The organism is Caulobacter sp. NIBR2454 (assembly GCF_027474405.1).
In the GTDB taxonomy this organism is placed as follows: domain Bacteria; phylum Pseudomonadota; class Alphaproteobacteria; order Caulobacterales; family Caulobacteraceae; genus Caulobacter.
The window spans coordinates 383,556-407,747 of record NZ_CP114871.1 but is presented as its reverse complement, the minus strand read 5'-3'; the positions used below and the strand labels follow the sequence as shown (position 1 = coordinate 407,747).

Sequence of the window (24,192 nt, the reverse complement as noted above, 5' to 3'; positions counted from 1 at the left end):
GCTTGGCCGTCGCCGATCAATCGCGATTACTATTAAGGGGGCCATCCGTGGGTCAGTTTCAGGCTGAAATTCGCACCGACCGCGCAGATCGTGCGCCTGTAAAGCTTAAGCTTTTTGGGGACGGGGCAAGCCTCGACGACTTCGCCAAGCTACATGCGGAAGGCCGGGTCACGGGCTTCACGACCAATCCGACCCTGATGTACCGGGCCGGAATCACCGACTACGCCGCCTTCGCCCACAAGTTGCTGGCCGTGATCCCCGACATGCCGATCTCCTTCGAGGTGTTCTCGGACGATTTCGAGGAGATGGAGCGCCAGGCGCGCCTGATCGCCAGCTGGGGCGAGAACGCCTACGTCAAGATTCCGATCACCAACACCAAGGGCGAAAGCAGCCTGCCGCTGGTGGAGAAGCTGTCGCGCGAAGGCGTGAAGCTGAACGTCACCGCCATCCTCACCCTGGCCCAGGCCGCCGGCACCATCGCCGCTCTGGACGTGAAAACGCCGGGCATCGTTTCGATCTTCGCGGGTCGCATCGCCGACACCGGCGTCGACCCCATGCCGATCATGCGCGCCGCGGTGGCCATGGCCGCCGACAAGCCAAAGGCCGAGATCCTGTGGGCCAGCACGCGTGAAGTGCTGAACATCTACCAGGCCCGCGATTGCGGCTGCCACATCATCACCGCCACGCCGGACATCCTGAAGAAGATGGACATGGCCGAGATGGACCTGCGCGAACTGTCGCTTGAGACCGTCGCCATGTTCCGCCGCGACGCCGTCGCCGCCGGATTCAGCCTCTAGCCATGCCGGGCCGTCGCGCCATCTTTCTGGATCGCGACGGCGTGCTCAATCGCGTGGTGTGGCGCGACGGCAAGCCCGCCTCGCCTCGCCATGTGGACGAACTGCAGATCGTCACCGGCGTGGAGGCCGCCCTGCGGGACCTAAAGGCCATGGGCTTTCTGCTCTTCGCCGTGACCAATCAACCGGACGTACGTCGCGGCCTGATGACCGACGCGGCGCTGGACGAACTGCACGCGGCCCTGGCGCGCGCCCTGCCGCTGGACGAGATCGCCGCCTGCCGCCACGACGACCGCGACGGCTGCGCCTGCCGCAAGCCCAAGGCTGGCCTGCTGCTCGATCTGGCCGAGCGCTGGAACATCGACCTGGCCGGCTCGTGGATGGTCGGCGACATGGATCGCGACACGATCTGCGGCCGCGCCGCGGGCGTCTCCACCATCCTGCTGGCGCGTCCCTACAACAGCGCCGCCGGCGCTGACCGCGTGGTTGACGACCTCACCGGCGCGGTGCGCGCCATCACCCAAGACACCCTGCAAGAAACCTAAGGCTCCCCCATGTTCGTCGACCACTTCCTGGATGCGGTGAACCGCGCCGTCGCCGCCCTCGATCGCGCCCAGATCGACGCCATGGCCGAGGTCCTGGCCGGCCGTCGCGCCGCTGGCGGGCGCCTGTTCATCATCGGCGTCGGCGGCAGCGCCGGGCATGCCAGCCACGCCACCAACGACTTCCGCAAGATCTGCGGCTTCGAGGCCTACTGCCCGACCGACAACGTCTCGGAGCTGACCGCCCGCATCAATGACGAGGGGTGGGAAGGCACGATGTCGACCTGGCTGGAGACCAGCCGCCTGAAGGCCGAAGACGCGCTGCTGATCTTCTCGGTGGGCGGCGGCAGCGTCGAGCCGCCGGTCAGCGCCAACATCGTCCGCGCCCTGCAGCTCGCCCAAGAGCGCGGTTCGGCCATCACCGGCATCGTCGGCCGCAACGGCGGCTACACCGCCCAGGTCGCCGACGCCTGCGTGATCATCCCGACGGTCGATCCGCAGCTGATCACCCCGATCGTCGAGGGTCTGGCCGCCGTGGTCTGGCACCTGCTGGTCAGCCACCCGGCCCTGGCCCTGCACAAGGGGCACTGGGAGCAGATCGCCCCGGTTCAGGCGTCCGCCGCGGAATGATTTCAACGCGTACTCCCCTGCGCGTCACCCTTGGCGGCGGCGGCACGGACCTGGAAAGCTACTATCGCCACGGCGGCGGCTTCATCTTCGCCATGGCGCTGGACAAGTACATTCACATCACCGCCCACCGCCCGGCCTTCGAGCGGCGGGTGCTGATCCACGGTCCGCACCCGGAAGCCGCCGAGCGCAGCCTGGACATTCAGCACGAGCTCGTCCGCGAGGCGCTGCTGCGTCACGGCCTGCATGACCGTGTGGAACTGGCGTCCATCGCCGACATCGCCGGCGGCACGGGCCTGGGGTCGTCGAGCTGCTTCCTCGTCGGCTTCCTGCACGCCCTGCACGCGCTGAAGGGGGAACGGCCGACGGCCGCCCAATTGGCGGAGGAGGCCTGCACCCTGGAGATCGACGTCCTCAACAAGGGCATCGGCAAGCAAGATCAGTACATGGCCGCCTTCGGGGGTCTGACGACCCTGGACATCGCCGCGGATGGCAAGGTGACCGTGGGCAAGGTCGAGCTGGACCCCGAGGTCGAGGCCGCGTTCGTGCGCCACACGCACATCTACTACACCGGCCTTCGCCGCGATGCGGCCGTGATCCTGGAAGACCAGCACAAGGCCATGCTCAGCGACGACGAGCAGGACGAGGCCAAGCGCCGCGCGACCGAGAACCTGGGCTTCATCAAGGACCTCGGCTACCGCATCCGCGACGCCTGGAAGGCTGGCGACCTGGAAGGCTGGGGCGGCATGCTCGACGAGCACTGGCGTCACAAGAAGCAACTGTCGTCCAAGATCAGCTGGCCGGCCATCGACCAGCTCTATGACGAGGTCCGCCGCGCCTATGGCGTGACCGGCGGCAAGGTGATCGGCGCCGGCGGCGGCGGCTTTTTGATGCTGTTCACGCCGGGCGACGGGGAAGCGCTGGAAGCCTACATGGCGCGCAACAACATGCCGCGCCTGCGCTACGGCATCGACCGGGGCGGGACGCGCATCCTGGAGGCCGTCGGCGCATGATCGAGCGGCGCGCCATCACCGCGATGCGCGCCCGCGCGCCCCTGCGTCTGGGCTTGGCAGGCGGCGGCACCGATCTGTCGCCCTACTGCGACCAGTATGGCGGCGCGGTCCTGAACGTCACCATCGACCGCTTCGCCTTCGCGCACGTCAGCCCGTCGGAGGACGGTGACATCGTCTTCCGGGCGAGCGACCTGGGCGAGGAAGAGCGCTATCGCGCCGGCGACGACATCGACGGCGGCGTAGGCCTGATCCTGCACAAGGCGGTCTATCACCACTTCGTGGAGACCTATCTGGACGGCCGGCCGATCCCGTTGGTGGTGTCCACCACCGCCGACGCGCCGCCCGGGTCGGGGCTAGGGTCATCTTCGGCCGTGGTCGTGGCGCTGATCGAGGCGTTCCGCGCCGCGCTTGACGCGCCACTCGGCCCCTACGAAGTCGCGCGCCTGGCCTTCGAGATCGAGCGCCTGCGCCTGGGTCTGGCCGGTGGTCGACAAGACCAGTACGCGGCGGCGTTCGGCGGCCTGAACTACATCGAGTTCCTCGACGGGGAGAGGGTGGTGGTCAATCCGCTGCGCGCCTCGCGCGATCACCTGATCGAGCTGGAGTCTTCGCTGGTCGCCTGCTTCACAGGCCAGTCGCGCCGATCCGAGACCATCATCCGCGAACAGCTCAAGGGGCTGAACGCCGACGATCCGGTGACCATGGAGAGCATGCACGCCCTGAAAGCCGATGCGACCTCCATGAAGGCGGCGGTCCTGGCCGGGGACGTGCGCGAGGTGGCCGAGATTCTGAACCGTTCGTGGCGCGCCAAGAAGCGCACCGCCAGCGGCGTGACCACCGACGAGGTCAACCGCCTGTACGAGATCGCCATGGCGGCGGGCGCCTGGGGCGGCAAGGTGTCGGGCGCCGGCGGCGGCGGCTTCCTGATGCTGCTCACCGACCCCGAGAACCGCTATCGCCTGGTCGAGGCGTTGAACGCCGCGGGTGGACAGGCGGGGGCGGTCAAGTTCACCTATGACGGCGCCGAGGCCTGGCGCGTCCGGCGCTGAGCATATTGACCCCATGAAGCAGTGCGTGATCCTGGCGGGCGGACGAGGGACACGTCTGGGATCACTCACCGACGCCCTGCCCAAGCCGCTTCAACCGGTCGCGGGCCGCCCGTTCATGGCGCACCTGTTCGCCAAGGCCGCGAATAGCGGTTTCACCGAGCTTGTGTTGTTGGCCGGCTATCGAGCCGAGGCGATCGAGGCGTTCGCGCAGGAGGAAGTCCGTCGGTTTCCCGGCCTGACGGTCAGCCTGTCGGTGGAGCCCGAGCCGCTCGGCACCGCCGGCGCCCTGGCCCATGCGAGTGACCGCCTCGATCCGCGCTTCCTGCTGGTCAACGGCGACACCTGGTTCGACTTCGACTGGCGTGCGCTGCGGCTGGGCGACGGTGCGATGATGGCCATGGCCCTGCGTCATGAACCGCATGCCGACCGCTATGAGACCGCGCAACTGACCGGCGACAGGATCACGGCGCTGGAGCCGCGCGATCCGGCGCGGGCCGGCGGCCTGATCAACGGCGGCGTCTACGCCGTCGATCGGCGAGCGCTCGCCGACGGGGAGAGCTCCCTGGAGCAGCAGACCCTGCCGCGCCTTTGCCGCGAGGGCAGGCTGGCGGGCGCGCGCTTCGACGGCGCCTTCATCGACATCGGCGTGCCGGAAAGTCTGGCCGCGGCGCAGGCACTGGCGTTTCCCGAGGCCTGAACTTCAAAGCCGGCGCGCTTTTATACAAGCGCCACTTCGGAAATGGGCGGACTGTGGCGATCAGCAATCACTTCGGCTGATGGGGTTCGTGATGGTCCTGTTCTATTTCACCCTCTTCCACAGCGCCTTGGCGATCATCGCCCTGGTCGCCGGCCTCTTCGCCACGGCCGCACTGGTGGGCGTGGCGGTCCGAAAATTCTGGACGCCGCTGTTCCTGGTCACAGGGGTGGCGACCACGGCTACCGGCTTCATGTTCCCGCTGCCCGGAATCACGCCGGCGGTCGCGGTGGGGATCATTTCGACCCTGGTCTATCTGGCGATGCTGGTCGCCAGGCTGCGCGGCTTCAACGGGCTGTGGCGCAAGGTCTATGTGGGCGGCGTGGTGGCCAACGCCTACTTTCTGGCCTTCGTGGCCGTGGCCCAAGCCTTCACAAAGATCGCGGCGCTGCAGGCTCTCGCCCCGACGCTGTCGGAGCCGCCTTTCGCCGCCAGCCAGGCGATCGTGCTGGCGATTTTCGTCGGCCTTGGCCTTGCCGCACTGCGCGGCGATCGTCGCGCGCCGGTCGCCGTCGCTTAGGGCCTACTGGCCACGCCTCAGGCGGTCCTGCATCTGCCGGACCGCTTCTTCGCGTCCCTTGACCACCGACCGCTGGATCGTCTCCACGTCATAGTCCGCCTGGCTGGTGACGCAGGCGAAGTAGTCGGTGACCGCTCGGTTGTAGGCGGCGATGGCGTAGGTGGTGTTGCGTGCGGGCCGGCGCGGCTCCGGACAGGAAGGCGTCCAGACGACGCCCCCGGCGCGAGTTTCGAGCCGCCCCTTCGTGGTGTCCATGGACTGCGCGCCGGCGGCGCCCGCCACCAACAGAGGGATCATCGCGGCCAGCAGCAGAACACGCATGGGGAGCTCCCGTGAAGGTGACTTCCCAGTCGCTAGCGCGCGTCGGCGGCGTTGGAAAGTCGCCTATCCCCCGAACACGAAGTCGGGCTTGTAGTAGCCGGCGCTGGCGGCGGTGATATCGATGGCGAAGGGGGCCGAGCCGTCGGCGAGGTCTGTGAGCCAGGCGGCGTTGGTGCGGGCCATGACGCCCAGGTCGCCCTTCTCAGCCTCGGCCAGCAACCAGCCAACCATGGCGGCCTTGGTCCCCTGGCCGGTGAGGCCGTCGCCGCCGTAGCTGGCGAAGTAGGCGTCGCGACCGCCGGACAGCAGGGCCGTGACCTTGGCGTCGGTGGGCGTGCCGCCGAAGATCTCGCCATAGGCCTTCTTGGTGGCGTCGAAGAGATTGAGGCCGCCGTACTCGGCCTGGAAGGCGGCCTTACCCTCGCCGTCGCGGCCCAGATTGACCGCGAAGTTGATGTAGCGGTTCTCCAGATTGAAAGACTGGAAGTAGGCCGAGTTGAGATTGTTGGCGTTGGGGCCGGTCGGCGAGACGAGATAATCGATCCCCGCCGAGCCTGGGATCTTGCCGGTGAAGAACAGGTAGCTGAGCGTCGCCACCGAAGTGGTCGCATCCGCCGCCTTGACGATCTCGGCCACGGCCGCCGCTTGGGTCAGCGTTCCGGCGGAAATCTTGGCCGAAAGGTCATTGGCCATGGCTTGGCTGGTCGTGCGCAAGATGCTGCTGGCGGCTGTCACGATCGCCGCGTTTGGGGGCGCCGGCGGTTCGGCCAGATAGACCCGGAACTGCTCGACACCGTTGTAGAGACCGCGAATGGCGAAGATGTCCATGCGGCCGTCGCCGTTGAGATCGGCGGCGTGGAACTTGTCGTACTGCTGGGCGCCCGGCAGGTAGCTGGCCGCGGCCTGGGTGAACTTGCCCGTCCCGTCGTTGAAGAAGACCGGCCGGCTCGCGCCGTTGGAAAACAGCAGATCCACCGCGCCGTCGCCATTCAGGTCCGCCACTTGGGTGCGGGTGCGCCATTCCTCCGCTGCCTGCGACGGCAGACGCTGGGCGGTCTCGTCGCGGAAGCTCCCGGCTCCGTCGTTGATCCAAATCTGGGTCGTTCCGGGCTTGAAGAGATCGACCACCGTGGTGAGGACGAGATCGAGCCTTCCGTCTGCGTTCAGGTCGGCGGCCTTGGCGTCGATAACGGTCTCCAAGGCGCCGTTCTTGGGCATTGCGAAGGACGAAAGGGCCTGACTGAAGCCGCCCTTGCCATCGTTCTTGAGGATACGGGCGCTCTGGGCATGGGTGTTGTTGGGCGTCACCAGCAGATCCAGGTCGCCATCCGCGTCCGCATCGAAGAGGAGGCTCGCGGGCGAATTGTATTGCGCCGTCGCGAGGTCCGTAGGCAGACCGCCGCGGCTCAGGGTGAAGTTCGCGGCGCCGTCATTGAGAAGGAAGTACGAAGCCTCTTCGGCCCCGCCGTTGTAGTTGCCGACATAGAGATCGATGTCGCCGTCGCCGTCGATATCGCCCGCCGCGGCCGAATGGCTGAAGTCCTTCAGGGTCGGCAGGCGGCCCGTGGCGTCGATCGAGCTCGTCGCGCCCGAGGAAAGCAGGAGCGCGTTGCGCGCGCCGGGGAATGGCGCCGCGTCATAGCCATGATCGGCGAAGAATGCGTCAGACCGACCATCCTTGTTGAGATCGGCGACCACGATCTGCCGCCCATGAACGGTCACCGGAGGCTGAGCGCCGACGATGGCGGTCGTGGCGTCGGTAAAGCCGCCCCGCCCGTCTCCCGCCAGAATGCGGATCGGAACAGCCCGGTCCTCCAGGGGATAGAGAAAGTAGGACAGGACGACGTCCAGCCTCCCGTCGCCATTGAAATCGGCGATGGCGATCTCGTGGTCGTAGGCCGTCGCAAAGCCGGCGCGGACCGGCAGGGTGAAGTCCCTCGAAGTGAACGCAGCCATGTAGCCCCCGATTGTCTGTCAGAGGAACTTGGCATTCCTGATTCCAGCCGGGAGCCCCCGTTTGGGGGATGCTCTTTTAGCCCCCGAACACGAAGTCGGTCTTGTAGTAGCCGGCGCTGGCGGCGGTGATGTCGATGGCGAAGGGGGCCGAGCCGTCGGCAAGGTCTGTGAGCCAGGCGGCGTTGGAGCGGGCCATGACGCCCAGGTCGCCCTTTTCAGCCTCGGCCAGCAACCAGCCGACCATGGCCGCCTTGGTGCCCTGACCGCCGACGCCGTCGCCGCCGTAGCTGGCGAAGTAGGCGTCGCGGCCGCCCGACAGCAGGGCCGTGACCTTGGCGTCGGTGGGCGTGCCGCCGAAGATCTCGCCATAGGCCTTCTTGGTGGCGTCGAAGAGATTGAGCGCCCCGTACTCGGCCTGGAAGGCGGCCTTACCCTCGCCGTCGCGGCCCAGATTGACCGCGAAGTTGATGTAGCGGTTCTCCAGATTGAAAGACTGGAAGTAGGCCGAGTTCAGGTTGTTGGCGTTGGGGCCCGTCGGCGAAACGAGATAGTCGATCCCCGCCGAGCCCGGGATCTTGCCCGTGAAGAACAGGTAGCTGAGCGTCGCCACCGAAGTGGTGGCGTCCGCCGCCTTGACGATCTCGGCCACGGCCGCCGCTTGGGTCAGCGTTCCGGCCGAGACCTTAGCGGAGAGGTCGCCAGCGAGCGCGTTGCTGGACGCCCGCAGGATGGCGGTGATCGCGGTCGCGACGGCCGGGTTCGCCGGGGCTGGCATACCCGGAAGCGGCGCGGTGTTGATCACAGTGTAGGTGGCGTAGGTCGCCGGCTCCGTAGTCGGCCACCGGGTAAACGGCGTCTGGACCTGGCCCACGAAGTCGATGGCGCCGGACTTGTCCAGATCGATGGGGAACAGCCGCGCGGGAAAGGGCCGCTGCTGAAAGGCTTCGGTGTTCTCGAACCCGGCCAGTTGGTACGGCTTGACATCCGCATAGGCCGACTGCGGCAACCAAGTGAACTTGCCCACGCCGTCATTGAGAGCGATCGCCGCGCCGCCGCCCGTCGCAACGCCGCTGGAGTCAAAGCCGGTATCGGTGTTGTGGCTGAGGTCGATATCACCGTCGCCATCGAAATCAGCGAGATAGATCTCCCCCTCGCCCCACCACTTGTCGCGCGGACCGTTGTCGATGCGGGATGCGGTCTCGTCGGCGAACTGGCCGGCGCCTTTGTTGATCAGGATCTGGACCCCGGCGCCCTGATAGTAGGGTTCCGACCGGGTCTGGGTCACGATGATGTCGAGCTTGCCGTCGCCGTTGACGTCCGCCATTTCCGCATCGTTAGGCTTGGTGTTGGCCCCGTACAGACCTTGGGGAATCGTCTGCATCTGCCAGCCTGATGCCTGGCCGTTCCATCGCGACAGAGCCAGCATCTGGGCCCCGTCGATATAGGCCGCGAAGATGTCGGCCTTGCCGTCGCCGTCCACGTCCCCGATCGCCGAAGCCGTCAGAATGGTGTGGCTAGGCTTGACCGCATCGGGCAGGGCGGCGGTGGCGGCGGTAAATTTTCCCTTGCCGTCGTTGAGGAACAGCAGCTTGCCGCTGAAGAGGTCCTTGTCGCCGTCGCCATCGACGTCACCCACCGAGATCTCATGGCCGACCGCATAGCCCGGGGGCGGGGCGAAAGCTTCCTGACCCTGGATGTTGGCGGTGGCGTTGACGATCCGGCCGTCGGGGGCCGACAGCATCAGGACGATGGGGTCGTACTTGGTTGTGAAAGTTCCGTCGGTGTTGCGCTGGTTCAGGCCTTCGCTGGCCTGGACGATGTCGTCCACGCCATCGCCGTTCAGGTCCGCGACAGCGAAGCGTTGCCCCTTGAAGATCGCCGGCACGGCGTCGGCCTCGGCGCTGGTCGCCTGCCGCAGACCGCCCTTGCCATCATTCAGATAAAGGCTCGGCGCCACCATCGCCTGTCGAGGAAGGGTGTGAGGGAAAGCCACCCAGCCCAGAATGATGTCCTGGCGCCCGTCGCCGTTGAAGTCGCCGACTCCGCTGTACGGCATCCCCAGGGAAAAGATGCCGGCTTCGTGCCGATCATTCGCTGTGGGGTAGTAGTAGACGCCGTGATCCTCGCGGATCGATCGCGTCTCGATCCCGAACTGGGCGACCTTGTAGTAGGCGCTTGCGATCGGCGGCTTGGTGGTGCTGAGAGTCGGAGTGGCCATGAGTCGCCTCGGCTGATGTCGCAGCCGAGGCTTAGGGGTCTGACCGTCGCGCGCATCCCCCGTTTGGGGGATGCTCTTTTAGCCCCCGAACACGAAGTCGGGCTTGTAGTAGCCGGCGCTGGCGACGGTGATGTCGATGGCGAAGGGGGCCGAGCCGTCGGCAAGGTCTGTGAGCCAGGCGGCGTTGGAGCGGGCCATGACGCCCAGGTCGCCCTTTTCAGCCTCGGCCAGCAGCCAGCCGACCATGGCGGCCTTGGTCCCCTGGCCGGTGAGGCCGTCGCCGCCATAGCTGGCGAAGTAGGCGTCGCGACCGCCCGACAGCAGGGCCGTGACCTTGGCGTCGGTGGGCGTGCCGCCGAAGATTTCGCCGTAAGCCTTCTTGGTGGCGTCGAAGAGATTGAGGCCGCCGTACTCGGCCTGGAAGGCGGCCTTACCCTCGCCGTCGCGGCCCAGATTGACCGCGAAGTTGATGTAGCGGTTCTCCAGATTGAAAGACTGGAAGTAGGCCGAGTTCAGGTTGTTGGCGTTGGGGCCCGTCGGCGAAACCAGGTAGTCGATCCCCGCCGAGCCTGGGATCTTGCCCGTGAAGAACAGGTAGCTGAGCGTCGCCACCGAGGTGGTCGCATCCGCCGCCTTGACGATCTCGGCCACGGCCGCCGCTTGGGTCAGCGTTCCGGCGGAAATCTTGGCGGAGAGGTCGGCCTCAAGCGTCGCATTGGCGCCGCGCAGGATCGAGGTGATCCCAGTGGTCACGGCCGCCACGGGCTGATTGGAGCCGCCGCCGGTCAGGCTGACCGTCTTGTCGGAGAACTTCAGGGTCTCGATTCCGGTGAGGGTGTCGGTCCCCTCTGGTGAGCCCGCCCGGTTGTCGGTCACCGTCCAGCCGGCGGCGGTCTGGGTCCAGCTGTAGCTGGTGGACGGTCCGACATAGACGACGGTGTCGGCCCCAGCGCCGCCATCGATGCGGTCGGCGCCGCCGTGCCCGAACAGGATGTCAGCTCCAGCCGAGCCGGTGATCTCGTCTGCGCCCGAGAGAATGCTTCTGACGGCGGAAGCGGTGTCGTTCGCGGTGATCCAGGCCAGGAACTGTGTCACCGGCGTGGTGAAGTCGCTGGCCGTCCAGATCAGGGTGTTGGCCACCCGCACCTCGATGCGGTTCAGCGTGCCGCCCGAGACGTCCGCGCCGGAATAGGTGAATGTCCCGCCGAAGGTGTCGGTGTCGCCGCCGCCGTAGGAGACGACGATCTGGCTCGGCGTCGCGCTGGTGATGTCGCCTTCGGCGATGCCGCCGATATCCATGGCGTTCATGTCAAAGCCGGCGACGGCTCCCGCGGTTACTTTCGTCATCAGTTCGATCTCCCGGCCACTCCACGCGGCACGGAGCCTGTCTGCGACGGGTCGAGAGAAGCGGCACCCCCCATTTGGGTTATATCGAACGACGGATCGCGACCCTTGTTTTGGCTGTGACGACGCCACAGCCCTGCACAGATTCCGCCGCTTCATGCCGCAAATGGACGCTAGACGCCGAAAGCGGCGTGGACGCCGCCGGATTTCCCTGTGAAAAAGGCGCCCAAAATAACAGTGGGGGACGCATGAACCGTCTGTTCGCCTATCTCATCGTCGGATCCATGGTCCTCGGCGTCGTCGTCGGCTGGATCTGTCACGTCACGCTCCAGCCGGAGCAGATCGAACAGGTGGCCTCGGGCCTCAAGGTTCTGACCGATCTCTTCCTGCGCCTGATCAAGATGATCATCGCGCCACTGGTCTTCGCCACCCTGGTTTCGGGCATCGCCCACATGGAAGACGCGGGCGCCATCGGGCGCGTGGGCGTCAAGACCATGGGCTGGTTCATCGGCGCCTCGATCGTGTCGCTGACCATCGGCCTGATCATGGTCCACATCATCTCGCCGGGATCGGGCCTGTCCCTGACGCCGCCGCCGGTGACCGAGAGCTCGGGCATCGAGACGACGGCCTTCACCCTGGGCAACTTCATCACCCATCTGGTTCCCGCCTCGGCCATCGACGCCATGGCGAAGAACGAAATCCTGCAGATCGTGGTGTTCTCGATCTTCGTCGGCACGGCCGTGGCCGCCATCGACGACAAGGCCCCGGCGGTCCTGACCCTGGTCGAGCAGATCACCACCATCATGCTGAAGGTCACCGGCTATGTGATGAAGCTGGCGCCCGTCGCCATCTTCGCGGCCCTGGCCTCGACCATCGCCACCCAGGGCATCGGAGTGCTGGGCACCTACGCCAAGTTCGTCGGCGGCTTCTATCTGTCGCTCGGGGTGCTGTGGGGCCTGCTGTTCGCCGCCGCCTTCGCCTTCATCGGCATGCGGGCCGTGGGGCTGTTCAAGGAAATCCGCACCCCGGCGCTGCTGGCCTTCTCGGTCGCCAGCTCGGAAGCGGCCTATCCGCGGACGATGGAGATGCTGGAGAAGTTCGGCGTCAATCGCCGCATCGTCAGCTTCGTCCTGCCGCTGGGCTATTCGTTCAACCTCGACGGTTCGATGATGTACTGCACCTTCGCGGTGCTGTTCATCGCCCAGGTCTATGGCGTGGAGCTGTCCATCGCCCAGCAGATCACCATGCTGCTGCTGTTGATGGTGACGTCCAAGGGCATGGCCGGGGTGCCGCGCGCGTCGCTGGTGGTGATCAGCGCCACCCTGACCTACTTCAAGCTGCCCGAGGCTGGCCTGCTGCTGATCCTGGCGGTCGACCACCTGCTCGACATGGGCCGCAGCGCCACCAACGTCGTTGGCAACTCCGTCGCCGCCGTCGTGGTCGGCAAGTGGGAGAAGCAGCTGGGCGATCCGGTCGAGACCGTGGAGCCCGCCAAGGCGCACTAGCGCCTTGGCTTAGGGGCGCGTTAACCATACCGACAGAGAGTCCCGGTGAATCGCCGGATCAAGGAGCACGACCTTGAAGGTCAAGTACTTCACCCACGCCTGCTTCCAGGTCGTCACTGAACAGGGCGTGCGGCTGCTGTGCGATCCGTGGACCTACAACCCGGTCAGCAACATCCTGTGGCAATTTCCGGAGTGCCCGATCCCCCCTTCCGAGTATGTGGACCAGGACTATCTCTACATCTCGCACAATCACGCTGATCACTGGGACCCGCTGACGCTTCAGCATATCCCTCGGACCATTCCGGTTATCATCCGTGCCTATGGCGACATCGACAATCCGATGCGGCCAACGCTGCACAAGATGGGCTTCAACGTCATCGAGCTCGGGCACGGCGAAACCCGGCGCCTTGAGAGAGATCTGACGATCACGCTCTACGCCGACCTTCCCACGGTCGATAGCGCAGTGGTGATTTCCGACGAGCAGCACTCAGTCTTCCACCAGAACGACTGCATGATGGCCTTGGAGGAAGCGGAGAAGATCGGGGCTGCGCACAAGGTGGATGTCGCGCTACTTGGCGTCGTCAACTCCAGCATTTATCCCACGTTCTTTATCATGGACGAGGAGCGGAAGAAGAGCGAGACCGAGGTCCGCAAGCGCACGGTGCTGGAGCGAACCTCCGCCTACGGCAAGGCGATCAGGGCTCCCTATGTGATTCCTTGCGCCAGCGACCTCGTTTACATCCGCCTGCCCGAGACCGACGACTTCCTAGGTCCACATGCCGTGGAGTTCCGACAGTACGCCGCCGATCAAGGATTGGGCTTCGAAGTGCTCACGATGGCGCCTGGCGATACGCTAGATCTGGACGCCGTGCGCAAGGATTTCCAGCCAGCTTATTCCAGCCACGCTGAACTCGTCGAAAAGCTAAACGCAATGCGGCGCCGTCCGGACATCCAGCGCACACTTGCGGCCCAGGAAGCCTGGGAGGCCGGCTTCACCTATGACGAGGAGGCCTACGTTCCGGCGATGAACGCCTATGTCGAACATGTAAGCCGCAACTTCGAAAAGGTGTTCGAGAACTATACCGGCTCGTCGACCTCTCCCTATCGGGTCCTCTTCGCGGTCCACGACGAGCAGGGATTAAAGGGTTTTGAAGTCACGATCGACTTTGGTCGTCGGGCAATGGGCTTCGCTGCCGTCCCCTACACCACCTCCACCGATGGGCGGAACATGGTTATGGAGTTCAGCGCCAAGTGCCTCGCCATGCAGATGTCGTGTGCGATGGACATAGCCGACATTCGTTCAGGCTGGAGCCGGATCTATCGTCCGGGCGCGCTGACAGCCGAGGAGATCGCCTTCTGGTATGTGATGGCCCTCTTCAACCCCTTCCTGCAGGAACAAGGGCTGATGGTCCCCCATCCGCCTTTCGAGGGGCGTGTGTCCACCGTGTTTAGGGCTGAGCCGCCTTTCGCCGCCGAGGCGGCCTGACGCATGGGCGCCGCCCCCCCTGACTTTCAGGTTCAGGCGACCGGTATTCCAGGCGTGCGACGACTGGAGCCTGTGCCGGATCAGGCCTATCTCCATGAGTATTACGCCTCGACCTACTATGAAGCCTTGGCGCCCGGCGATCGGCGGCTGAACGCCGATCCCGACGCTGTCGAGGAAATGCGATGGATGCGCGAGTCCCCCCACGCTGACGTCATCGCGACCTTACGCGAACTGGGAGCGGGTTCTCGAACGCTCGACATCGGCTGCGGGCTCGGTGAACTCGTAGGGTCGCTTACCGATGCTGGCTTCGAAGCGCGGGGACTCGATCCATCCACCATGGCTGTGGAGCATGGCCGGGCGCTGGGCCGTAATTTGATCGCTTCCGACCTAGAGCCTTTCGCTGACGATCTGGCCAACCACGGCTGCGCGGATGTGATCATCCTCTCCAATGTCCTTGAGCACATTCCGCATCCGGCGGAAGTGCTGAAGCGGCTGCGGCGGCTTCTCGCCCCTGGTGGCATCGTCATGATCCGCGTGCCCAACGATTTCAGCGCCCTTCAGGAGAAGGCCCGCGCTGCTGTCGATCAGAAGCCCTGGTGGGTCGCCATCCCTGACCACGTAAACTATTTCACGGCCGAAGGGCTGGAGAACTTCCTCGCCGCCGAGAGCTTTGAGGTGCTGCGTCGCACAGCAGACTTCCCGCTGGAGCTGTTCCTGCTCATGGGCGAGGACTACACCCGTGACCCGGCGCTCGGGAAAAGCTGCCACCAGCGGCGGCGGCGTCTGGAGCTGGCCATGGGGCAGGAGCTTCGCATGAAGTTCAACCAAGCCATGGCAGCCATTGGCATGGGCCGCAACACTATCGTCTTCGCTCGGCCCCGCTAGAACCTGGAGCCAGACGATCCGTTTAGGGGCGCAATGAAAAAGGCGGCGGAAGCTCCCTCCCGCCGCCCTCTCGATCCCTCGATCCGGCCGGTCTTACTCGGCGGGGATATTATTCTCGGAGCGCTTAGTGAGCATCTGGTCGAAGTTGGACCAGACGCCTTCGGCGCCGTGCCATTGGCCCTTTGTAGCGGCCTTGGAATATTCCGTGGCGCGGGCTTCGAAGAAGTTGGCGTGCTCGACGCCCGACAGCAGGCTCTGCAGCCACGGCAGGGGGTTTTCCTTCACGCCGTAGACTTCCGGCAGCTCCAGCTGGCGCAGGCGCCAGTCGGCGATAAAGCGGATGTACTGCTTGATGTCCTCGGGCGTCATGCCCTGCACGTCGCCGGCTTCGAAGGCCAGGTCGATGAACTTGTCCTCCAGACCCACGACGTGCTTACAGCAATCGACGATGTCGTCGGCCACGGCCTTGGTGACGCACTGCGTCTCCTTGTTGAAGGCGTGGTAGAGCTTGATGATGCCTTCGCAGTGCAGGCTCTCGTCGCGCACCGACCAGGACACGATCTGGCCCATGCCCTTCATCTTGTTGAAGCGCGGGAAGTTCATCAGCATCGCGAAGGACGCGAACAGCTGCAGGCCTTCGGTGAAGCCGCCGAACATGGCGAGCGTGCGGGCGATGTCGGCGTTAGAATCGACGCCGAACTGCTGCATGTAGTCGTGCTTGGCCTTGAGGGCCTCGTATTCCATGAACGCGCCGAACTCGCTCTCGGGCATGCCGATGGTCTCGAGCAGCAGGGCGTAGGCGGCGATGTGGATGGTCTCCATGTTGGCGAACGAGGAGAGCATCATCTTCACTTCGGTGGGTTTGAAGACCCGGCCGTAGCGTTCCATGTAGTTGTCGGCGACCTCGACGTCCGACTGGGTGAAGAAGCGGAAAATCTGCGTCAACAGATTGCGCTCCTTGTCGTTCAGCTTGGTGGCCCAGTCCTTGAGGTCCTCGCCCAGCGGCACCTCTTCAGGCATCCAATGGACCTGCTGCTGCTTTTTCCAGAAGTCGTAGGCCCACGGATAGCGGAAGGGCTTGTAGCCTACGGACGAGGTGAGCAGGCCAGGCAAGGTCAGCGAGGAGGCGGTCATGAGCTCGTCGATTCAACGTTTCGGGTGAGGTGACTCACCATCGCGCAACATGTTGCGTCCGTAAAGGTTTTGAGAACCATATTTAGTGACTTGGTCCACAGGAGTCCGGAATGATCCACAGGCCTGAAAACCTAACCGTCTATGGGGCCGTCGGCTCTGGTTCCATTGCGGTCGAGGCCGCGCTCACTCTCTTGGGCATCGACTATGAACTGGTGGAGGCCCCGACCTGGGAAGGCGAGGCCGAGCGCGCCAAGGTCGCGCCGCTCAATCCGCTGAAACAGATCCCGACCCTGGTCTTTCCCGATGGCGAGGTGATGACCGAAAGCTCGGCCATGTTGCTCTGGCTAGCCGACGCCTACCCTGAAGCCGGCCTGGCTCCGGGACTGACCGATCCTCGCCGTCGCCAGTTCCTGCGGTGGATGAGCTACATCCCGGCCAGCATCTATTCGATGTTCTGGGTTCTGGACGAGCCCTCGCGACTGGCGGCTGGTCCGGAAGCCGAGGCGGTGATCCAGGAGCGCACCATCGAACGCATCGCCGACTGCTGGCGGATGATGGACGAGCAGGTCGAGCCCGGGACCTACATTCAGGGCGAACAGCTGACGGTGCTGGACCTGTATGTGACCGTCGTCAGCCGCTGGCGCCCGCGGCGGCGGCGCTTCTACGAGGTCGCTCCCAAGCTGGCGGAGGTGGTTCGCCGGGTGGACGAACACCCCCTGCTCCAGGAGTTCTGGGCCAAGCGCTTCCCGCTTGAGGGTGGCTGGGAAGGCTAGGCGGCGCGGATGAAGGCGCCGACCTGTTCGATGATCTCGCGCCCCAAGGCGATCTGGCCGGCGAACAGGACGAAGGCGTGGATGGTCCCCTCGACGCAGCGATAGGTGGTCGGCACGCCGGCCGCCTCCAGCGCCTGGGCATAGGCGCGCCCTTCGTCCACCAGCGGATCGAGGGAGGCGGTGACCACCAGGGTCGGCGGCGATTTGGCCAGGGCCTTAGGCGGGGCGGACAGGGGCGAGCCAGCGGCGGTGTCCTGCTCGGCCGGGGTCGTGAAATACTCGGCCTCAGCGCGAAGGATGTCGAAGTGGCGGAGAAACCAGCGGCCGTCGCCAAGCGCGTCCCGCGAGGCGAAGTCAGCCGAGGAGCTGGCGCTCGTCACTGGATAGATCAGCACCTGGCCAGCGAGGGGCACGCTTGTCCGCTGGCAAAGACCGGCGCTGAGATGGCCGCCGGCGCTGTCGCCAGTGACCACGATCCGCGCTGGGTCCGCGCCCAGACGCTCCGCATTGGCGGCGGCCCAGGCCAAGGCCGCCTCGCAATCCAGCAGGGCTGCGGGAAACCGGTTCTCGGGCGCGCGGCGGTAGTCGACATCGACCACCACGCAGCCGCCCATGGCGCAGTAGGCGCGCACGACGCGCTCATAGGCCGCGGGATCACCCAGAACCCAGCCGCCGCCATGGATGTGCAGCAGAAGGGGTACGGGAGTCCGCGTTTCGACGGGATAATAGATGCGCAGAGGCAGCGGTCCGCCGGGGCCATCGATGATAACGTCCTCGATGCGCCCGACCGGTAGGGTTTCCGGTCCATAGAGGGCGGCGGCCGCCGCCAGACCCTCACGCCGTTCCTGGACCGTCGGTTCCGCCGGCGCACCAGCAAAGTCCCCAGCCATGCGCGCCAGCAGGCGTTCGGTGTCAGGATCGACGTAGGGGTCCTGCATCGGCGCTAGAACGCGACGCCGATCGTGGCCGACACGGTGCGAGGCGCGCCGAAGTAGGCCAGCTGGTAGCCGAGCGAGCTCGACAGGTCGAAGCCCTGCTCGATGTAGCGCTTGTCAGTCAGGTTCTTCACGCCCGCCTGGACGAACCACTTGTCCTCGGCGTCCTGCCAGCGGGCGAATGCGTCGACGGCCACATAGCCCTTCTGCGCCAAGATCTCGCTGCTGGAGACGGTGGGATAGGTCTTGCTGCGGAAGGCCGCGTCCGCGCCGACCGTGAAGGTCGCCCCATCCGCCAAATCGAATACGTAGGTCGCGCCGACCTTGCCATCCCACTTGGGCGCGTTGACCAACTCGCGCTGATCGCTGATGTCCGCGCCGCCGGGGCCGATGTACTCGTCGTATTCCCCGTCGAGATAGCCCAGCACGAAGTTCAGGGTCAGGGGACGGATCGGTCGGGCGACCAGCTCGAGCTCGACGCCGCGCATGGTGGCGGCGCCGGCGTTGGTGAACAGGGCGCTGAAGCCGCCATTGGCGTCGGCCGTGAAGCTGGAGAGCTGCAAGTCCTTATAGTCGTTCCAGAACACCGCCACGTTCGCGGTGAGACGACGGTCCATCAGGGTGGTCTTCAGGCCCGCCTCATAGGCCCACAGGGTTTCGGGGTCATAGGGCCGGGCGCCGGCGGCGTCGTTGGCGCGGCCGTCGAAGCCGCCGCTCTTGAAGCCGCGGCTGACGCTGGCGTAGGCCAGGACGTTCTCGGTGGCCTTGTAGTCCACGCCCAGGCGCGGCGAGACCGAGCTCCACTTGTCCGAGGTGTCGATGGATGTCGCGAAGGGTCCCTGGCTATAGGGAACCGGCAGCTTGTTGACCACGGCGGCATCGAAGAACTTCTGCGTGCGGAAGAAGTCCTTCTTCTCGTGGGTGTAGCGAACGCCGGCGGTGACCGAGAGCTGATCCGTCAGGCTGTAGCTTCCCTGACCATAAGCGGCCCAGCTTTCGTTGTGCTGATCGTTGAGCGAGCCGGTGACGAGGCCGATGGCCGGGCCGAGCAGGCCGCTGAACGTCTCGTCGTGCTCCTTGAAATAGAACAGGCCCCCAACGGCGGTGAGCCGGTCGCCGGTGTAGTTCAGCTGCAGCTCCTGGCTGACTTGGTCCTGGTCCTCGCGGACATAGACGCCGAAGATGTTCTGGGTGGTGGCGTCGAGGTCCAGATTGCTGTCGTAGGACATCTGCCGATAGGCGGTGATCGACTTCAGGGCGACCTTGTCGGACAGGGCCCAGTCAGCGACCAGCGAGACGCCGGCCGTGGACAGATCGTTCAGGTCGTTGAAGCTGGCGTTGACGTCGAACGGACGATCCAGGGATGCGGGCACGCCGAACACGGCGGTTGCGCGGGCGGGGGTGCGCGAGGTGTCAGGCCTGTCGCGTGAGCCGTCGATATTCAGGCGCAAGCTGAAATCCTCGCTGGCGCGGTATTCGAAGGCCATGCGGCCCGCCAGCAGGTTCTTGTCCCCGTCGCTGCGGCCGTCGAAGGCGTTGGTGGAATAGCCGTCGCGGCCGGAATAGGAAAAGGCGGCCTTGGCCAGCAGTTTGTCTTGCACCAGGGCGCCGCCGATTGAGCCCTTCAGCTCGCGGCGATCGTAGTCGCCGACCGTGGCCTCGAAAGCGCCAGCGAAGTCGCTGGTCAGCGGCTTGGAGACGAACTTGACGGCCCCGCCGATGGTGTTGCGGCCATAGAGGGTGCCCTGTGGTCCGCGCAGCACCTCGATGCGGTCCACGTCATAGACGTCGAGGAAGGCGCCCTGGGCGCGGCCAAGATAGACATCATCCACATAGACGCCCACGCCCGGGTCGGCGAAGGCGAGGCTGTCGATCTGGCCGACGCCGCGCACATAGACCACGGCGTTGGAGGCGTCGCCTTGGTGGATGGTCAGGTTGGGCGCCGAGCCCTGCAGGTCGCCGACGGTCGTCGCCTGCATGTTCTGCAGCGTGGCCGAGGAAAAGGCGGTGACAGCGGCCGGCACGTCCTGCAGACGCTCGTCGCGGCGGCGGGCGGTGACGACGATCTCGTCCAGGCTGGCGGCGGATGTTTCGTCGGCGGACGCCGTCTGGGCGTGCGAAGGGCCGGCGATAGCGAGTGCGGCGAGCGACGCGCCCGCCATCAGCATGGCGCCGATGCGGCGGCGATGGGCGGCGCCCAGGTTCGATTGAGTTTCCATATGTCCCCCCACGGACGTGCGCCGATCATGCGGCGTCTATCCTGCAAGGGTGCGCGGCGGCGGCGGCGGTTTCTATCGTAGAGTTGTGCGGGGATTTGCCCGCAAGATCTGCGGCTAAACCGCCGAGCGGACCATCTTCAGGGTCCGCTCCAGATGGCCGCGCATCAACGCTTCCAGGCGAGGCGTGGGGCGCACGATGGCGGCGCGGCCGTCGTCGCCGGTCCGCTCCTTGATCAGGAAGCCGTCGGAAACGGCGCGCTTGATGCGCTCTTCCCGAGTGCGGCTGGAGCCACTCTTCATGAACTGGCAGGCGGCGCTGACGGTCATGGGCTTGCCCTGCCAGTCGGCGATCATGCACCCCACCAGCAGGTACCAGAACTCTTGGGTGAAATAACCAGGCCGCTTGTCGAACGTCTCGTCCCAATCGCGCGCATAGCCTTCCAGGGTCTGGGCCCAGGTGATCAGCTCTTGGTTGGACGAGGTCTCCGACATGGAGCGAAGCATTCGACGACTCGCCGTCAAAAAACCAGCGGAATGCGCTTCACATTCTCATAGGTTGTAAAATCTTAAGCTTGCAGCCCAGAGAATTGTGCGGCGAAATCGGCGACGACGGGCAATGGGGACGGCGGTGGAGGCGAACCCTTCCAACACCACCACCTCGATCGACACCCTGGCGGTGCTGATCGATGCGGTCGAGCAACTGGCGGGCGCCACCACGCCCGCGGATGTCGGCCGCATCCTTCGCGTCGCCGCGCGAGAACTGACCGGCGCGGACGGCATCACCGTCGTCATGCGCGAGGGCCCCAAGGTCCGCTACATCGACGAGGACGCCATCGCACCCCTTTGGAAGGGCCAGGCTTTCCCCATCGATGAGTGCATCTCCGGCTGGGCCATGATGAACCGCCAGAGCGTCAGCATCAGCGATATCCATGCCGATCCGCGCATTCCGATCGCGCTCTACGAGCCGACATTCGTGCGTAGCATGATCATGGTCCCTGTTAGGCCTGACGACCCCATCGCCGCGCTTGGCGCCTATTGGGCGAAAGCAGATACGCCTACACCCAAGGCCCTGGCGGTGCTGGAGATGATCGCTCGCGCCGCCCGCGTGGCGCTGGAGAATGTGCGATTGCAGGCCTCGTTGAACGAGGCGCTGACCCTGGCCCAGGCCGCCAGTCGGGCCAAGAGTGAGTTCCTGGCCAATATGAGCCATGAAATCCGCACGCCCCTGAACGGGATGGTCGGCGCCATGGAAGGTTTGTCCCGCACCGTCCTGTCGGGGGATCAGGCGGCCTTGCTGGATTTGCTGCGCGAGTCTGGCGACGACCTGGAGCACGCCCTGGGCGACATCCTCGATTTCGCACGCCTGGAGGAAGGCGACTCGCCGCTGGAGCCAGCGCCCTTGCGCCTAGGCGACGTGATCCGCGACACGGTGCGGCTGTTCGAGCGGCGCATCCAGACCAAGCGCCTGCGGCTCAACCTGCGCATCGCCACGACGGCGGAGGTCTGGGTGATGGGAGATCGGGCGCGGGTACGTCAGGCGCTCAGCCATCTGCTGGCCAATGCCGTCAAGTTCACCGACCTGGGCGAGATCACGATCAGCGCCATGGCGACAGCCGAGGGCATTCAAATCGCGGTGTCCGACACCGGCTGTGGCTTCGACATGGCCGACAGCGAGCGACTGTTCGGGCGCTTCGAGCAAGCCGATGCGTCAATCACCCGCGCGTTCGGCGGAGCCGGACTGGGTCTGGCCATAGGACGCCGACTCGCCCTGCTCATGGGGGGAAGACTGGAAGCCTGTAGCCAGCCGGGCGAGGGCTCGACCTTCACCCTAACCCTGGATCTGCCGGCATGCGCCGCGCCGGAGAAGGTCGAAGATGCCGGCGCCGGCCACGACGGCGACAGCGCGATGGACCGGCCGCTACGCATCCTGGTGGTCGATGACCATCCCACCAACCGCAAGGTGGCGGAGCTGATCCTCGCCCAGATAGGGGCGGAGGTGACCTCGGCGGAAGGTGGAGCCGAGGCCTGCCAGATGTTCGCCACCGGCAAGTTCGACGCCGTGCTGATGGATGTGCAGATGCCGGGCATGGACGGCCTGACCGCCACACGCCTGATCCGCGAGTTGGAGACGGCGCGCCGCCAGGCGCGGACGCCGATCCTCATGCTCACCGCCAGCGCCCTGCCCGAACACGTGGAGGCCAGCCGCGCCGCGGGGGCGGACCAGCACCTGACCAAGCCGATCCAGCCCGCCAGCCTGTTCGCGGCCCTGCGTGAAGCGACCGCCAAGGCGGCGTAGCGCTTATCGTGCCTCCAAAGCCGGCTTTTTGAGCACTCGCACGCAGCGACCGTATCGAAGGCCGCAAACTGTGCCTTAGATGCCGTGGTCAGGCTCCACGGCCCTCTCTATCGCCGAGGCGAAGCGGCCGCCCTCGCGGGCGGCGCATCTCCAATGTTCAGAGAGACCGCCATGAGCGCCTGGAACGAGGGCTACACTACCGACGTCCAGTACACGTCATTCTTCCACGCCGAGATCGCGCCCAGCCATATCGCCTTCGCCGCCCTGATGGCGGGCCAGAGGGCGCCGGACCTGTCGGGGGCCTTCAGCTACTGCGAACTGGGCAGCGGCCAGGGGGTGACCCTGAACGCCATCGCCGCCCTGCACCCGCAGGCCCGGTTCTGGGGGTTCGACTTCAACCCCGCCCAGATCGCCAACGCCGCGCGGCTGGCCGACCGGGCGGGCCTTGGCAACGTGCAGTTCCGCGACTGGAGCTTCGCCCAGGCGCTGGACAACGAGGCGCAGCTGCCGCGCTTTGACGTGATCGCCCTGCACGGGATCCTGTCGTGGGTGTCGGAGCAGAATCGCGAGGAGATCGTGCGGTTCATCGACCGGACGCTGAAGCCCGGCGGGATCGTCTACGCCTCCTACAACACCCAGCCGGGCTGGGCGCAGATGGCGCCGTTCCGCCAGCTGGCGCGCGAACATTACCTGCGCCATCCGGGCCGCTCGGACCTGCATGTCCCGTCGATCCTCGCCTTCGCAGACGCCTTCACCGAGATCGGAGCGGCCTACTTCAAGGCCAATCCCGTGGTGGAGAAGCGGTTGGAAGCCATGCGAAAGCAGCCGGCGGCCTATCTGGCGCACGAGTTCCTCAACACCCACTGGGAGGCTTTCTACGTCACCGACATCGCCCGCCAGATGGCCGGCGCGCGGCTGGACTACATGACGTCGGCGACCCTGATCGAGAACGTGGCCGTGGCCTCCCTGCCGCCGGGGGTGACGGCCATGCTGGCCGATCACATGCCCGACGACCGCCTGTGGCAAGAGTTGGCCAAGGACTTCGCCTGCAACAAGATGTTCCGCCGCGACCTCTATGTGCGCGGGCTCAACCCGCTTTCAGCGACGGATCACGCGGCGATGCTGGGCGAACTGCGCCTGGCCCTAGCCGTGCCACGCGAGGCGGTGAAGCTGGCGTTTCAGGGGCCGGTGGGCGAGGCCGGCGGAGCGGCGGCGGTCTATGACCCGATCCTCGACCGCCTGGCCAAGGGCGCGGCGAGTTTTGGGGAGCTGATCGCCGTCACGCCCGGAAAGGACCGGGCCAAGACCCTGCAGGCGGTCACCCTGCTGGTCCACTCCAAGCAGGTGCTGCCGGTCGCCGACAAGGTGGATGGCAAGGCGGCCCGCGTCCTCAACATCGTGCTCACCGCCGCTCAATTCGCGGGCGAGAGCTATGGCGTCGTCGTGGCGCCGAAGGCGCGCACGGCGCTTCAGGTTTCCGGCGATGAGCTGATGCTGCTGGGCGGCCTGCTGGCGGGGCGCAAGACCGCGGCCGAAGCGGCCGGCCACGCGGTGGAGCGTCTGGCCGCCAACGGTCGCGCGCCGCAGCAGGAGGGGAAAGCCCTCAAAGGCGAGGCCGCCGTGGCCTTCCTGACCGGGCGATTCGCCCCGCTGATGGAGGCCAAGCTGGGCGTTTGGAAAGACCTTGGGATCATCTGAGCCAGTCCAAAGCAATCCCTACCTAGGCCTTAACAGGCCAAGGCGTCTTTTATTGCTTTGGGGGGTTGAAATTGGGCGCAAAGTAGCCCCAGTTACAGGAATGCTGCACGGATGTGCCGTATA

21 protein-coding genes are annotated in these 24,192 nt (G+C 65.8%); 13 read left to right on the top strand and 8 right to left on the bottom strand.

The features are described from left to right. Positions 1-47 precede the first annotated feature (47 nt). From O5K31_RS01965 to O5K31_RS01935, 7 genes are all read left to right on the top strand, one after another. Positions 48-797: a transaldolase gene (locus tag O5K31_RS01965; protein ID WP_269715455.1), complete on the top strand. Its 750-nt coding sequence runs from the start codon at positions 48-50 to the stop codon at positions 795-797. A 2-nt stretch (positions 798-799) separates the two neighbouring features. Further along, complete coding sequence (locus O5K31_RS01960) at positions 800-1,339, top strand: D-glycero-alpha-D-manno-heptose-1,7-bisphosphate 7-phosphatase (protein WP_269715454.1); 540 nt, start codon at positions 800-802, stop codon at positions 1,337-1,339. A 9-nt stretch (positions 1,340-1,348) separates the two neighbouring features. Further along, positions 1,349-1,966, top strand: a complete 618-nt coding sequence (locus O5K31_RS01955) for an SIS domain-containing protein (RefSeq protein WP_269715453.1) — start codon at positions 1,349-1,351, stop codon at positions 1,964-1,966. Beyond that, positions 1,963-2,976: a GHMP family kinase ATP-binding protein gene (locus O5K31_RS01950; RefSeq protein ID WP_269715452.1), complete on the top strand. Its 1,014-nt coding sequence runs from the start codon at positions 1,963-1,965 to the stop codon at positions 2,974-2,976. Before O5K31_RS01955 ends, O5K31_RS01950 begins: the two co-directional genes overlap by 4 nt. Next, positions 2,973-4,025, top strand: a complete 1,053-nt coding sequence (locus tag O5K31_RS01945; RefSeq protein ID WP_269715451.1) for a GHMP family kinase ATP-binding protein — start codon at positions 2,973-2,975, stop codon at positions 4,023-4,025. The genes O5K31_RS01950 and O5K31_RS01945 overlap by 4 nt, the downstream gene beginning before the upstream one ends. A 13-nt stretch (positions 4,026-4,038) precedes the next feature. Continuing rightward, a complete protein-coding gene (locus O5K31_RS01940) occupies positions 4,039-4,722 on the top strand; it encodes a sugar phosphate nucleotidyltransferase (RefSeq protein WP_269715450.1) in 684 nt (227 codons plus the stop codon). Between the two features lie 91 nt (positions 4,723-4,813). Beyond that, positions 4,814-5,299, top strand: a complete 486-nt coding sequence (locus O5K31_RS01935) for a hypothetical protein (RefSeq protein WP_269715449.1) — start codon at positions 4,814-4,816, stop codon at positions 5,297-5,299. Between the two features lie 3 nt (positions 5,300-5,302). Here O5K31_RS01935 and O5K31_RS01930 read toward each other — a convergent pair whose 3' ends face one another. The 4 genes from O5K31_RS01930 to O5K31_RS01915 all read right to left on the bottom strand — a co-directional run bounded on the left by O5K31_RS01930 (position 5,303) and on the right by O5K31_RS01915 (position 11,141). Continuing rightward, positions 5,303-5,620, bottom strand: coding sequence for a hypothetical protein (locus tag O5K31_RS01930; RefSeq protein WP_269715448.1), 318 nt, complete (start codon positions 5,618-5,620; stop codon positions 5,303-5,305). A gap of 63 nt (positions 5,621-5,683) precedes the next feature. Then, on the bottom strand, positions 5,684-7,576 hold the full coding sequence (locus O5K31_RS01925; protein ID WP_269715447.1) for an FG-GAP-like repeat-containing protein: 1,893 nt from the start codon (positions 7,574-7,576) through the stop codon (positions 5,684-5,686). 76 nt (positions 7,577-7,652) lie between these two features. Next, a complete protein-coding gene (locus tag O5K31_RS01920; protein WP_269715446.1) occupies positions 7,653-9,794 on the bottom strand; it encodes an FG-GAP-like repeat-containing protein in 2,142 nt (713 codons plus the stop codon). A 78-nt stretch (positions 9,795-9,872) separates the two neighbouring features. After that, on the bottom strand, positions 9,873-11,141 hold the full coding sequence (locus O5K31_RS01915; protein ID WP_269715445.1) for a hypothetical protein: 1,269 nt from the start codon (positions 11,139-11,141) through the stop codon (positions 9,873-9,875). 245 nt (positions 11,142-11,386) lie between these two features. Here O5K31_RS01915 and O5K31_RS01910 point away from each other — a divergent pair, with 245 nt between their 5' ends. From O5K31_RS01910 to O5K31_RS01900, 3 genes are all read left to right on the top strand, one after another. Beyond that, the gene (locus O5K31_RS01910; RefSeq protein WP_269715444.1) at positions 11,387-12,643 is read left to right on the top strand and encodes a dicarboxylate/amino acid:cation symporter; all 1,257 of its coding nucleotides are present in this window, start codon (positions 11,387-11,389) and stop codon (positions 12,641-12,643) included. Positions 12,644-12,716: 73 nt separating this feature from the next. Beyond that, positions 12,717-14,129 (top strand): MBL fold metallo-hydrolase, encoded by a 1,413-nt coding sequence (locus O5K31_RS01905; protein WP_269715443.1) that lies wholly within the window; start codon positions 12,717-12,719, stop codon positions 14,127-14,129. Positions 14,130-14,132: 3 nt separating this feature from the next. Next, positions 14,133-15,014, top strand: coding sequence for a class I SAM-dependent methyltransferase (locus tag O5K31_RS01900; RefSeq protein ID WP_269715442.1), 882 nt, complete (start codon positions 14,133-14,135; stop codon positions 15,012-15,014). A 93-nt stretch (positions 15,015-15,107) separates the two neighbouring features. Here O5K31_RS01900 and O5K31_RS01895 read toward each other — a convergent pair whose 3' ends face one another. Beyond that, positions 15,108-16,148, bottom strand: coding sequence for a ribonucleotide-diphosphate reductase subunit beta (locus O5K31_RS01895; RefSeq protein ID WP_269715441.1), 1,041 nt, complete (start codon positions 16,146-16,148; stop codon positions 15,108-15,110). Between the two features lie 110 nt (positions 16,149-16,258). On the opposite strand from O5K31_RS01895, the gene O5K31_RS01890 reads away from it, so the two are divergent. Continuing rightward, positions 16,259-16,921: a glutathione S-transferase family protein gene (locus O5K31_RS01890; RefSeq protein ID WP_269715440.1), complete on the top strand. Its 663-nt coding sequence runs from the start codon at positions 16,259-16,261 to the stop codon at positions 16,919-16,921. Here O5K31_RS01890 and O5K31_RS01885 read toward each other — a convergent pair. The 3 genes from O5K31_RS01885 to O5K31_RS01875 all read right to left on the bottom strand — a co-directional run bounded on the left by O5K31_RS01885 (position 16,918) and on the right by O5K31_RS01875 (position 20,579). Then, a complete protein-coding gene (locus O5K31_RS01885; protein ID WP_269715439.1) occupies positions 16,918-17,859 on the bottom strand; it encodes an alpha/beta hydrolase in 942 nt (313 codons plus the stop codon). The two genes, O5K31_RS01890 and O5K31_RS01885, sit on opposite strands and share 4 nt — an antisense overlap. Positions 17,860-17,864: 5 nt before the next feature. Continuing rightward, positions 17,865-20,075 (bottom strand): TonB-dependent receptor, encoded by a 2,211-nt coding sequence (locus O5K31_RS01880; protein WP_269715438.1) that lies wholly within the window; start codon positions 20,073-20,075, stop codon positions 17,865-17,867. Between the two features lie 114 nt (positions 20,076-20,189). Beyond that, the gene (locus tag O5K31_RS01875; protein WP_269715437.1) at positions 20,190-20,579 is read right to left on the bottom strand and encodes a hypothetical protein; all 390 of its coding nucleotides are present in this window, start codon (positions 20,577-20,579) and stop codon (positions 20,190-20,192) included. A gap of 124 nt (positions 20,580-20,703) precedes the next feature. On the opposite strand from O5K31_RS01875, the gene O5K31_RS01870 reads away from it, so the two are divergent. Continuing rightward, positions 20,704-22,371: a response regulator gene (locus tag O5K31_RS01870; protein ID WP_269715436.1), complete on the top strand. Its 1,668-nt coding sequence runs from the start codon at positions 20,704-20,706 to the stop codon at positions 22,369-22,371. 171 nt (positions 22,372-22,542) lie between these two features. Continuing rightward, positions 22,543-24,069 (top strand): class I SAM-dependent methyltransferase, encoded by a 1,527-nt coding sequence (locus O5K31_RS01865; protein ID WP_269715435.1) that lies wholly within the window; start codon positions 22,543-22,545, stop codon positions 24,067-24,069. The last annotated feature ends 123 nt before the right edge of the window (positions 24,070-24,192 follow it).